This window comes from Sorangium sp. So ce119 (assembly GCF_051524405.1).
In the GTDB taxonomy this organism is placed as follows: domain Bacteria; phylum Myxococcota_A; class Polyangia; order Polyangiales; family Polyangiaceae; genus Sorangium; species Sorangium cellulosum_G.
This window is the reverse complement of record NZ_CP150310.1, coordinates 499936-510977: the sequence shown is the minus strand read 5'-3', so window position 1 is coordinate 510977 and position 11042 is coordinate 499936. Positions and strand designations below refer to the sequence as shown.

At 72.1% G+C, this 11042-nt stretch carries 9 protein-coding genes and 1 tRNA gene; all 10 read right to left on the bottom strand.

The genetic code is table 11. From position 1 onward, the window contains the following. Nucleotides 1-3: 3 nt before the first annotated feature. Nucleotides 4-2736 carry a penicillin-binding protein 1A gene (locus WME76_RS02000; protein ID WP_437958536.1) on the bottom strand — a complete coding sequence of 911 codons (2733 nt, stop codon included), beginning with the start codon at nucleotides 2734-2736 and terminating at the stop codon, nucleotides 4-6. 486 nt (nucleotides 2737-3222) lie between these two features. Further along, nucleotides 3223-3294: transfer RNA gene (locus WME76_RS01995), tRNA-Cys, on the bottom strand. Between the two features lie 231 nt (nucleotides 3295-3525). After that, nucleotides 3526-4284, bottom strand: coding sequence for a hypothetical protein (locus tag WME76_RS01990; RefSeq protein WP_437958535.1), 759 nt, complete (start codon nucleotides 4282-4284; stop codon nucleotides 3526-3528). A 295-nt stretch (nucleotides 4285-4579) separates the two neighbouring features. Then, the gene (gene cysW / locus WME76_RS01985; protein WP_437958534.1) at nucleotides 4580-5485 is read right to left on the bottom strand and encodes a sulfate ABC transporter permease subunit CysW; all 906 of its coding nucleotides are present in this window, start codon (nucleotides 5483-5485) and stop codon (nucleotides 4580-4582) included. Next, nucleotides 5485-6390: a sulfate ABC transporter permease subunit CysT gene (cysT, locus tag WME76_RS01980; RefSeq protein WP_437958533.1), complete on the bottom strand. Its 906-nt coding sequence runs from the start codon at nucleotides 6388-6390 to the stop codon at nucleotides 5485-5487. The genes cysW and cysT overlap by 1 nt, the downstream gene beginning before the upstream one ends. 6 nt (nucleotides 6391-6396) lie before the next feature. Continuing rightward, entirely contained in the window at nucleotides 6397-7416 is a 1020-nt protein-coding gene (locus WME76_RS01975) for a sulfate ABC transporter substrate-binding protein (RefSeq protein ID WP_437958532.1), read from the bottom strand. A gap of 17 nt (nucleotides 7417-7433) precedes the next feature. After that, nucleotides 7434-7757 carry a DUF2325 domain-containing protein gene (locus tag WME76_RS01970; protein ID WP_061607824.1) on the bottom strand — a complete coding sequence of 108 codons (324 nt, stop codon included), beginning with the start codon at nucleotides 7755-7757 and terminating at the stop codon, nucleotides 7434-7436. A 206-nt stretch (nucleotides 7758-7963) separates the two neighbouring features. Next, nucleotides 7964-8647, bottom strand: a complete 684-nt coding sequence (locus tag WME76_RS01965) for a helix-turn-helix domain-containing protein (RefSeq protein ID WP_437958531.1) — start codon at nucleotides 8645-8647, stop codon at nucleotides 7964-7966. A 58-nt stretch (nucleotides 8648-8705) separates the two neighbouring features. Beyond that, complete coding sequence (locus tag WME76_RS01960; protein WP_437958530.1) at nucleotides 8706-10061, bottom strand: NAD(P)/FAD-dependent oxidoreductase; 1356 nt, start codon at nucleotides 10059-10061, stop codon at nucleotides 8706-8708. Nucleotides 10062-10144: 83 nt separating this feature from the next. Then, on the bottom strand, nucleotides 10145-10882 hold the full coding sequence (locus tag WME76_RS01955) for an RNA polymerase sigma factor (protein WP_437958529.1): 738 nt from the start codon (nucleotides 10880-10882) through the stop codon (nucleotides 10145-10147). Nucleotides 10883-11042: the final 160 nt, after the last annotated feature.

Sequence of the window (11042 nt, the reverse complement as noted above, 5' to 3'; positions counted from 1 at the left end):
GGCCTACTGCGTCGTCTTGAACAGGTCCAGGATCCCCTGTCCGATGGCGGCCGGGTCCGGGATCGCGACGCCGGTCGGCTCGGTGCCCTCGAGGAACACCTCCTGGACCGCGTTTTCCTGGCCGGGCATCGCGATCATGCCGGTCTCGGGGTCGATCTCGAGGCGCACGATCCCGAGCGGCTCCGGGAAATCGGTCGCGGGCCGCCCCGCGTGCGCCTTCTCCATGAACGCGACGAAGGCTGGCAGGGCGGCGCTGCTGCCCACCTCGCGCGCGCCGAGGGGCGCGGCGTCGTCGAAGCCGGTCCACACGGCGCACGCGATGTCGGTCGAGTAGCCGACGAACCACGCGTCCCTGGCGTGGTTCGTCGTGCCGGTCTTGCCCGCGATCGGCCGGCGCAGCGAGAGCGCCTGCTTCGCGGTGCCGACCTTGACGACCGAGGTGAGCAGGTCCGTCGTGATGTACGCCTCGGCCGCGGTCATCACCGGGCGCGGCGGCGGCCGCGCGGGCAGCGGCAGCGCCTCGCCGCGCGGCCCCGTGATCTTCGTCACGACGACGGGCTCCTGGTACGCGCCGCCCGCCGCGAACGTCGCGTACGCGGCCGCCATCTCGCGCGGGGTCACCTCGTACGAGCCGAGCGCGAGCGACAGGTCGGCGCCGAGCTTCGAGGCGATCCCGAGCTCGCGCGCCCACGCGACGACGGCCTCGGGGCCGACCTCCCGGAGCGCCGCCACCGCGGCGACGTTCACGCTGTGCGCGAGCGCCTCGCGCAGGCGCTTCGGGCTCTGCCCCTCGCTCTCGTCGTAGTTGCCCGGCTGGTAGCCGTCGAGCGCCGCGGGGTTCGTCTCGAGGATCGACGCGGCCGTGAGCTTCCGCGCGTGGATGCCGTAGCCGTAGACGAGCGCCTTGAACGTCGACCCCGGCTGGCGGTGCGCGTGGCTCGCCCGATCGAGCCCGCCGCGCGCGCCGTCGTAGCCGCCGACGAGCGCGAGGATCTCGCGCGTGCGCGCGTCGATCGCGACGAGCGCGCCCTGCGGGCCGAGGTCCAGCCGGAGCTTGCCGGCGTCGGGGTCGCCGGCGAAGCGCACGCGCAGCACCTTGCCGATCTCGGCGAAGCGGCTCGGCGGGAGCCCGCGCGGGTTGTACCGGCGCTCCTTGCGCAGGTCGACGGTCCCCTGGACGGTGCCCACGCGGATCGCCAGCGTCCCGCGGCCGTCGTCGGCGCCGGTCACCGCGCCGAGGTAGGCGCGGTTCGGGTCCCTGGGCTCGCCCTGGAACGGCGCCGGGTCCCCCTTGGCCCTGGTAAACGGCGCCGCGACGCCGTGCCGCGCGGCGTACGCGTCGAGGTTCTGGCGCACCGCCGCGCGCGCCGCGGCCTGCATCTTCGGGTCGATCGAGGTCACGACGGTGTAGCCGCCGTACCGGGCCTCGGGCCCCACGGCCTGCCGCAGCGCGCGCTCGGCCTCGGCGACGACCTCCGGCGCGAGCTCGTCCGAGTGCTCCGGCTCGGGGGCGAGGCGGATCGGCTCCGCGAGGGCGGCGTCGATCTGCGCCGCGGGCATGAACCGCTTCTCGCGCATCTGGCCGAGCACGAAGGCCCGGCGCTTCTCCGCGCGCTCCTTGCTCACGCGCGGCGAGTAGATGGACGGCCCCTTCACGATGCCCGCGAGGAGCGCCGCCTCGGCGAGCGTCACCTGGCGGACGCTCTTGCCGAAGTAGAACCGCGCGGCCTCCTCGACCCCGTAGCGCCCATGGCCGAAGTAGATGTGGTTCAGGTAGAGCTCGAGGATCTGGTCCTTCGTGAGCTCCTGCTCGATCCGCCGGGCGAGGAGGAGCTCGCGCATCTTGCGGTCCAGCGTGCGCTCGTGCGTGAGCAGCACGTTCTTCACGACCTGCTGCGTGATCGTGCTGCCGCCCTGGCGCGCCTCGGCGGAGCGCAGGTTGACGATCAGGGCGCGGAGCATGCCGAGGTAGTTGAGCCCGTCGTGCTTGTAGAACCTGGCGTCCTCGGCCGCGAGCGCCGCGAGGCTCATCACCGGCGGGATCTCGGTGACGGGCACGAGCGTCCGACGCTCGACGAAGAGCTCGCCGATGACGGTACCGTCGCGCGCGAGGAACCGCGTCACCTGCGGCGGGTTGTAATTCTTCAGCTCCGCCGTGGTCGGCAGGTCGCGCTCGTAGTGGCGGACGACGAGGAAGAAGGCGAGCGTCGCGGCCGCGAGGAGGCACGCGAGGGCGATCGCGAGCCGCTTGCCCCACAGGAGGAGCTGCGCGCGTCGCGGCGGCCTGGGGCCCGGGTTGCGGGGCTTTCGCTGGAGGAGGGCGCGGAGCGCGGCGATCCCGCGCGCCCACGGCGGGCGCGCGGGCGCGGACGGCGGGTGCGCGGGCGCGGGCGGCGCCGGCGGCGGGTGCGCGGGCGGCGCCGGCGGAGCGTACGCGGGCGTGGGCGGCGGGTGCGCGGGCGCGGGCGGCGCCGGCGGAGCGTACCCGGGCGGCGGGTGCGCAGGCGCGGGCGCGGGCGGCGCCGGCGGAGCGTACCCGGGCGGCGGGTGCGCGGGCGCGGGCGCGGGCGGCGCCGGGTGTCGGGGCGACCAGAGCCGTGTCGGCGCGCGATCGCTCGGCGTCGGGTCGGAGCTCGCCGCCCCTGCGTCGTACGGCAGCGTGGGTTCCAGCGGGGCGGGTCGAGCGCCGGCCCCTTCGGGGTGCGCGGGGGGTTTTCGCGGGGGGTCCGAGGCCATGCTTCAGCGCGCCGGAGCCCGCGGCGCCACCGCGGCGCCCGGGGTGCGGTGATCCAGCCGCGCCACGGTACCACGATCGATCTCCACGGTGGTCCCGCGCGCCGGTCGTCTCATGCGACAACGAGTCCCGCCCCGCGCGCCCGAATCCAGGCGAGTCTCTCGCGCGCGAGGCGAGCCGACGCGGCGGTGGGAGATGGCTTGTCCCTCAAAGGCTGCTCCCGCGTCGCGCTCGCGCGATACAGCCGCTCGGCGTCGCCCGCTGTCAGCCGTCCAGCGGTGCCCAGGACTCGATAGCGACGTCGGTCCAGCGCCGGACTCGATGGCTGCCAACGCGCCCGGCGGCTCCACAGCGCGAGGAGGTGAGCTCCGGCAACGGCTCTACCTCGTTCGAGCCTCGCCTCCCGGAGCCGTATGCCAGGACCACGAGGCCCAGCCGGCTCGATACGGGGCGGCGTTTCCGTCAGCGCTGGGCTGTCGTGCGTGCGGAGGTGAGGACGGGATTCGAACCCGCGTATAACGGTTTTGCAAACCGTTGCCTAACCACTTGGCTACCTCACCGACTGTTCGAAGCGGCGCGAGGTCATGCCTCATCCCGGCCCCGCTGTCAACGCTTTCGGCGCCTCCATCTCGATTTATGCAGCCGAGCCGCCTCGACATGGAGCGCTCCACCACGCCTTCTCGCGTCCTCGACCCGGCGGAGGAGCGCGCACGTCGCGTGCGCACCCCTCCACCCTCCGCCGGCCCCTGCGTCCTGGATCCCTCCTCGCGACCTCCAGGCCCCCCGCTCGCCTACCGCTCGCGCCCGCCGCGCCGCGTCCCCCGCGCTCGCCCCCGGGTCCCCGGCGCCCCCAGCGTCCGCCCGAGGTAGCTGGCCGCGTAGGTCGCCAGCCGCGTGGCCTGGAGCAGCCCGCGCGGCACGATCCCCCGCCCCGTGCGAAACGGATCGAAGCGGAGCGCGTTCTGGTCGATGTCCACCGGCTCGTACAGCTCGATATCGGCCACGGCCATCCACCGCGCCCGTCTCCCCCGCCTCACCTCGAGCCGCAGCAGCGCGAGCCCCGACGCCGCCGCGCGCTCCAGCCTGTCCAGGCGATTGCCCTCCACCGTCTTCGCGCGCAGCGGCACCATGCGGAACTCCGCACGACCGAAATCGGCCACGTCGAAGGGCAGCTGCGCGTAATAATCGTTGTCCAGGAAATCACGTGTCTTCGTCGTGAACAGCGCGATCGGAAGCAGCGCAAAGCGCCGCGCGCTCAGGAAGATCAGGTCCTGATCACGGTCGCTCGCGACCGGCGTCGCCTCCTCGCTCGCCCGGAACCGCACCGCGATGCCCAGCACATCCGGGCGGCTCTCCCGCTTTCCGCCCCGCCACCGCCATAGCGCGCTCGACAGCCGCACGAGCGCCGGCCCCGCGAGCCGCTGCGCCAGCGCGCCGACATCGCCCTCCACCGCGAGCGCCTTCACCCCCGCGCAGTAGACCACGCCGTCGGCGTGGACCAGCCGCGCTCTCCGGAGAAGGCTGCCCTGCCAGACAAAGGGAGACAGCACTCCCCCGATCGCACGCCCAATCGCTTCCAGAAACCGCATGACGCCCCCCTCCCTGCAACCTGGAGCGCCGGGGACCCATCGCAAGTCGGGCGCACACGGGCGCGCCGGTCGCGGCGACGCGCCGAGATCTGCTGTTCTCCGCGCCCCCTCCGCTCTGCCGTGCAGAGGCGATTCCAGCGAAGCGCAGCGCCCCAGGCGCTCCCGCTCGTCCCCGGTCCTCCAGCCGCCCTCGCCTCTCCACGCCCGCCGCGCACGAGGCGAGCGCGAACCGCGAGGCGCTCTCTCGACGACCGCGTTACTGCGCGCCGGCCTTCGCGGCCGGGTCGAGCGCCGGGGCGGTCTCTCGCTGCGCCCTGTGCTCGATGAGGCGCTTCACCACGAGCGTGAGGAGCGCGAGGAGCACGAGCAACGAGGCGACGGCGAACGCCGCCGAGAAGTGGAATTCGTTGTAGAGCACCTCGACGTGCAGCGGCATCGTGTTGGTCTGTCCCCGGATATGGCCCGAGACGACCGACACCGCGCCGAACTCGCCCATCGCCCGCGCGTTGCAGAGCACCACCCCGTAGAGCAGGCCCCACTTCGCGTTGGGGAGGGTGATGCGGAAGAACATGCTCCACCCGCTCGCGCCGAGCGACAGCGCCGCGTGCTCCTCGTCCGCCCCCTGGCTCTCCAGGAACGGGATGAGCTCGCGCGCGACGAAGGGGAACGTCACGAACGTCGTCGCCAGGATGATGCCAGGACGATCGAAGATCACCCGGACGTCGTGATCGATGAGCCACGGGCCGATCACCCCGTGCGCCCCGAAGAGCAGGACGAAGATCATGCCGGAGATCACCGGCGAGACCGCGAACGGCAGGTCGATGAGCGTGACCAGCAGGCTCTTGCCGGTGAACTCGAAGCGCGCGATCGCCCAGGCCGCGGCCACGCCGAAGACGAGGTTGAGCGGCACCGCGATGAGCGCCGTCGTGAGCGTCAGCTCGATGGCGGCGACGGCGTCCGGCGCGGTGATCGCCCGCCAGTACCCCGACAGGCCGTCCTTCAAGGCCTCGATGAACACCGCCACGACCGGCAGGAAGAGGAAGAACCCGAGGAACGCGAGCGCCACCGCCGTGAGCGCCCAGCGCACCAGCGGCGGCTCGGAGGTCGCGCCGCGCACCGCGCCGCGCGACCTCACCCGCAGCTTGCCCGCCGCGCCCGCCATTACGACGCGACCCCGGGCGCGCCGGCGCCGGCAGGGGCAGCGGGCGCCGGGCGCGGCGCCTCGACCGGGCTCCGCGACGACACGCGCGCGCCGCTCCAGGCCTGGAGTCGGTTGATCACGAAGAGAAGGACGAAGGAGCAGAGCAGCATCACCAGCGCGAGCGCCGTCGCCCCCGCATAGTCGTACTGCTCGAGCTTGGTCATGATGACGAGCGGCGTGATCTCCGTCTTGAGCGGCATGTTCCCGGAGATGAACACGACCGACCCGTACTCGCCGAACGCCCGCGCGAACGACATCGCGAACCCGGTGAGGATCGACGGCCAGAGCGACGGGAGCAGGACGCGACGGAAGATCTCGAATCGGCCCGCGCCGAGCGACGCCGCCGCCTCTTCCTGATCCACCTCGAGCTCCTCCATCACCGGCTGGACCGTCCGCACCACGAACGGGAGACCCACGAAGGTGAGCGCGATGACCACGCCGAGGCGGCTGAACGCGCTCTGGATCCCGAGCGGGTAGAGGAACTGGCCCACCCACCCCTGCTGCGCGTAGATGGCCGTGAGCGCGATGCCGCCGACCGCCGTCGGGAGCGCGAACGGCAGATCGACCAGCGCGTCGACGATCGACTTGCCCGGAAAGGTGTAGCGCACGAGCACCCACGCCACGAGGACGCCGAAGATCGCGTTGATCCCCGCCGCGATCAGCGACGCGGAGAAGCTCATCTTCAGGGAGGCGACGGCGCGCGGCGACGTCACCACAGCCCAGATCTCACCGGGGTTGAGCGTCGCCGTCTTGAGGAAGATCATCGACAGCGGGACGAGCACGAGCAGCGACAGGTACGTTACCGTGATACCCATCGCGAGCCCGAAGCCGGGCAGAACGCTCTGTCGCCGCCACAGGAGACCCACGGAATTTTACTTGCCGGCCTGGTAGATCTGGTCGAAGACGCCGCCGTCGGAGAAGTGCGTCTTCTGGGCTTTCTGCCATCCGCCGAAGATCTCGTCAATCGAGAAGAGCGCGACCTTCTGGAAGACACCCTCCGACTCGGCCGCCGCGAGCACCGCCGGATGGCGCGGGCGGTAGAAGTGCTTCACCGCGATGCGCTGCCCCTCCTCCGTGTAGAGGAAGTTGAGATACGCCTCCGCAGCCGCCCTGGTCCCGCGCTTGTCGGCCACCTTGTCGACCACCGCGACCGGCGGCTCGGCGAGGATGCTGATCGACGGGACGACCACCTCGAACTTGTCCTTGCCGCCCTGCTTCAGCGCGAGCAGGGCCTCGTTCTCCCACGCGATCAGCACGTCGCCGATCTGGCGCTCGACGAACGTCGTGGTCGAGCCGCGCGCGCCGGTGTCGAGGACCGGCACGTTCTTGAAGAGGCGGCCGACGAACTCCTTCGCTTTCGCCTCGTCGCCGCCCGCGCGCTTCAGCTCGTAGCCCCACGCGGCGAGGTAGTTCCACCGCGCCCCGCCCGAGGTCTTCGGGTTCGGCGTGATGACCGCCACACCCTCCTTCACGAGATCGTCCCAGTCCTTGATGCCCTTCGGGTTGCCCTTGCGCACCAGGAAGACGATGGTCGATGTGTAAGGAGCGCTGTTGTCCTTGAGGCGCGCCTGCCACCCGTCCTTGATGTAGCCGGCCGACGCGACAGCATCGACGTCGTAAGCGAGCGCCAGCGTGACGACGTCCGCCTCGAGCCCGTCGATCACCGAGCGGGCCTGCTTGCCCGAGCCGCCGTGCGACTGCTTGACGGTGACGTCCTGCCCGCTCTGCTCCTTCCAGCGCTTCGCGAAGGCGGCGTTCACCTCCTCGTAGAGCTCGCGCGTGGGGTCATAGGAGACGTTCAGGAGCTGCACAGCCCCCGACTTGCTCGCCTCGCCCTTCGAGCACCCAGCCAGCGCGAGCACGCAGCAGAGCACCATCATCCAGCATCGCATCGATCGTCCTCACTCCCTCATCCCGTGGCCAGGAACCGCGCTTCCCGCTGCGCGAGCGCGTCGAGCAGCTGCTGGAAGCGCGAGGCGCCGATGCGGCGCGCCATGAAGGCCGCGCGACCCAGCTTCTGGCAGAGCTTCTTCGCGAGCAGCACGCCGCCGTGGCTGTTCACGTCCGTCAACACGATCACGAGGTCGGCCCGCTCGATGGCCGCCCGCAGCTCGGCCGCCCCGCGGCCCCCGGTGTTGCCCGTGTGAAACTCCAGGTGGTGACCCGCCTGCAGCGCCATCCGCTCTAGCTGGGCCTGATTGCGATCCAACCCCCCGATCCAGGTGATCCGCATCGCGCCGTCTCCTTGCAACGTCCAGCGGGCCGTCGCCGCTATAACGGACATATCTCACGCTAAAGCGGAGGACGCAAGGGAGATCTGTCAGTATAACGGAGGACACGTCTTGGATACCGGAGGGAGACCGAGCGGCTGGGATCCGGAAATAGAGAAAGCAGCGCAGGCAGAGCGGGACCGGGCAGGCCGACCGCGACAGCGCGGGGCTACCCGCGCGAGCCGTAGGTCATGACGAGGTACATGACGGCCTCGGCGCCGCCCAGGTTGCGGTAGCTGTGCGGGCTGTCGGCCTCGAAGAGGATGGCGTCGCCGGTCTCGAGGACGCGCCGCTCGCCGGCCACGGTGATCTCCACCGAGCCCTCCGTGACGATCAGGTTCTCCGAGGTGCCGGGGGCGTGCGCGTCGGCGTGCTCCACGGAGCGCGGCGCGAGGCGGAGCTCGTAGAACTCGACGTTGCGCGGTCGGTCCATCGGGAAGAGCGCCCGGGAAGAGAACTCGCCGTTCTTCGAGCGCAGGATGCGCGCGTGCGCCGACTGCATGACCGTCGTCACGGGCGAGGCCGCCTGGCTCATCAGCGCCGAGAAGGGGACCCCGAGGGCGCGCGCGATCTTCCAGAGGACGTTGATCGTCGGCGTGCTCTGGCCCAGCTCGATCTGCCCGAGCATCGCCCGGCTCACCCCCGAAGCCTTCGCCAGCCGCTCGAGCGACAGGCCGCGCTCGGCGCGGAACCGCTTCAGGTTGGAGGCGACGACCGGCGTGAGATCCGAGGCCTCGTCGAACGCGGGTTCGTCCCCGCCCGGCTCGCTCGCCGGGGGCGCCGGCCCGCTCGCCGGGGGCGGCGGCTCGGCGGCCAGAGATCGCGCGGATTGCTGGGCTTTGCGTGCCTTCACTGGAGGCGTATCCGCCATGGTGGAGGGCGCGCGTCAAGCGAGCGAGGGAAGAGGGCGCTCAGGCGCCGCCAGAGACGGCGTCGACCACCGCGCTCCTGGCCGACGGGCGTGGCGCCGGCGGCGCGGCCGCGGTCGCCGCGGCGGGGAGCGCGGTCCGCGTGGTGTGGCCCGTGATGAGCCGGGCGCCGCGCTTGAAGGTGATGTACTGCCACATCCACGCGAACATTACAGCGAAGCGGTTCTTGAAGCCGATGAGGAAGAGCACGTGGACGCCGAGCCAGGCGAGCCACGCGAGCATGCCCGACATCTGCAGGCGCCCGACCTTCGCGATGGCGCGCGAGCGGCCGATGGTCGCCATCGTCCCCTTGTCGCGGTAGGCGAACTGCCCGCGCGGGCGGCCCGCGAGGTCGCCGAGGATGCAGCGCGCGACGAAGCGCCCCTCCTGGATGGCGGCGGGGCTGAGGCCGGGCACGTCGACGCCGTTGCGGTCGCGGAGCATGGCCATGTCGCCGATGGCGAAGGCGGTCGGGTGCCCGGGCAGCGAGCAGTCCGGCTCGACCTTCACGCGGCCGATGCGGTCGAGCTCGACCCCGAGCGCGTGCGCGAGCGGGGTGCCGCGGACGCCGGCGGCCCAGATGATCGTCGCGGCGGGGAGGCGCTCGCCGTCCTCGAACTCGACGCCCTGCTCGTCGATGGTCCGGAAGCGGCGGCCCTTGATGACCTCGACGCCGAGCGACGTGAGCTGCTCCTCGGCGCTCGTCGAGAGGCGCTCGGGGAAGGCCTGGAGGATGCGCTGGCCGATCTCGACGAGCAGCACCCGCGAGAGCGACGGGTCGAGGGCGCGGAAGTCGCGCGCGAGGATGTAGCGCGCGAGCTCGGCGAAGGCGCCGGCCATCTCGACGCCTGTCGCGCCGCCGCCGATGACGACGAACGTGAGCAGCCGCCGGCGCACGGCGGGGTCCTGCTCGCGCTCGGCGGCCTCGAAGGCGAGCAGCATGCGCTCGCGGATGGTGAGCGCCTCGTCGAGGTTCTTGAGCGCGGGCGCGAACCGGGCCCACTCCTCGTGGCCAAAGTAGTTGTTCGCCGCGCCGACGGCGAGGATCAGGTAGTCGTAGTCGAGCGTGTCGTCGTCGACGGTGATGCGCCGGCCGGCGAGGTCCACGCGCGTCACCTCGCCGAGCAGGACGCGGACGTTGCGCTGGCGCGACAGGACCGACCGGATCGGAACGGCGATGTCGGCCGGCGAGAGGCTCGCGGTCGCGACCTGGTAGAGCAGCGGCTGGAACAGGTGGTGATTCGTCCTGTCGACGAGCGTGACCCGGACGGGCGCGTCGCGGAGCGCCTTTGCCGCGTTCAGGCCGCCGAATCCTCCGCCGACGATCACGACGTGGGGCTCTTTCGCGGGCGTGGCCATGGTGCCTCCTGGCGAGGAACGCTTCCTCGGTGGCACGCCGATGGTAGGGGTCGCCGATCAGCGCGGCAAGCGGCCGCGACGGCTCATGCGGCGGCCTGCACGTCGCTCACACCCGTGTTCACGTCGCTCGCGTCCGCGCTCGTCGTCACGTCCAGCTTCACGTCCAGCTTCACGTCCAGCTTCGAATCGGGCGCGGCCTCGCCCCGGAGCGCCTCGGCGAGCAGCTTCCGGCCGCGGTGCAGGCGGCTCATGACCGTGCCGACCGGGACGCCGAGCTGGGTCGCCGCGTCCTTGTAAGACATCTCCTCGAGGTCCACGAGCACCACGGTGTCGCGGAAGCTCGGCGGGAGCGTCGCGAGCGCGCGGCGCACGCCGGGCGAGAGGGCGTGCATCTCCGCGCGGCGCTCGGGCGCGGTCCACGCGCAAGGGTCGGTCGCGAGCACGTCGAGGGCGTTGCGCTCGCGGCGGCTGCGCCGGCAACGGGTGATGAAGACGCTGAAGAGGATCTGATGCACCCACGCCCGCAGGTTGGTCCCAGGCTCGTAGTTGGACGCGAACCGGATCGCGCGCTCCACGGTGTCCTGCACGAGGTCCTCCGCCGTCGCGGGCGATCGGGAGAGCCGGAGCGCGCGGCCGAAGAGCTCCGGTGTCATTTCGACAAGGCCGCGGAGGAGCTCGTCGATCGCCGCCCGCGGTCCGCCGCCCGGCGCCGTCCCGGCCGCGCCGTGGGACGGCCCGGGCCCGAGCGCGGGCCTCACGCCGGGCGGCAGCGGCGCTGGATTCGTGGACCGGGCGGGGACGTGAGCGGCGTGGACGAGCATGGGCGGGACCTCCTTCGCATCGGCACTGGCAAGGCAGGTGCCACCGAGAGGACCGCGCGAACGCCGCGAAATACGCCGGATGGCGCGGGCGGAGACACGCGGGCGCGTGTCAAATCGACATCAGGCCACGCGCGCGCGCCAGAGTGGCGAACCCCGGCGC

Bases quoted from the DNA above. Each gene is read 5' to 3' on its own strand.
- WME76_RS02000 (WP_437958536.1), bottom strand. From the start codon at position 2,736: ATGGCCTCGGACCCCCCGCGAAAACCCCCCGCGCACCCCGAAGGGGCC.
- cysW (WP_437958534.1), bottom strand. From the start codon at position 5,485: ATGGCGGGCGCGGCGGGCAAGCTGCGGGTGAGGTCGCGCGGCGCGGTG.
- WME76_RS01975 (WP_437958532.1), bottom strand. From the start codon at position 7,416: ATGCGATGCTGGATGATGGTGCTCTGCTGCGTGCTCGCGCTGGCTGGG.
- WME76_RS01970 (WP_061607824.1), bottom strand. From the start codon at position 7,757: ATGCGGATCACCTGGATCGGGGGGTTGGATCGCAATCAGGCCCAGCTA.
- WME76_RS01960 (WP_437958530.1), bottom strand. From the start codon at position 10,061: ATGGCCACGCCCGCGAAAGAGCCCCACGTCGTGATCGTCGGCGGAGGA.
- WME76_RS01955 (WP_437958529.1), bottom strand. From the start codon at position 10,882: ATGCTCGTCCACGCCGCTCACGTCCCCGCCCGGTCCACGAATCCAGCG.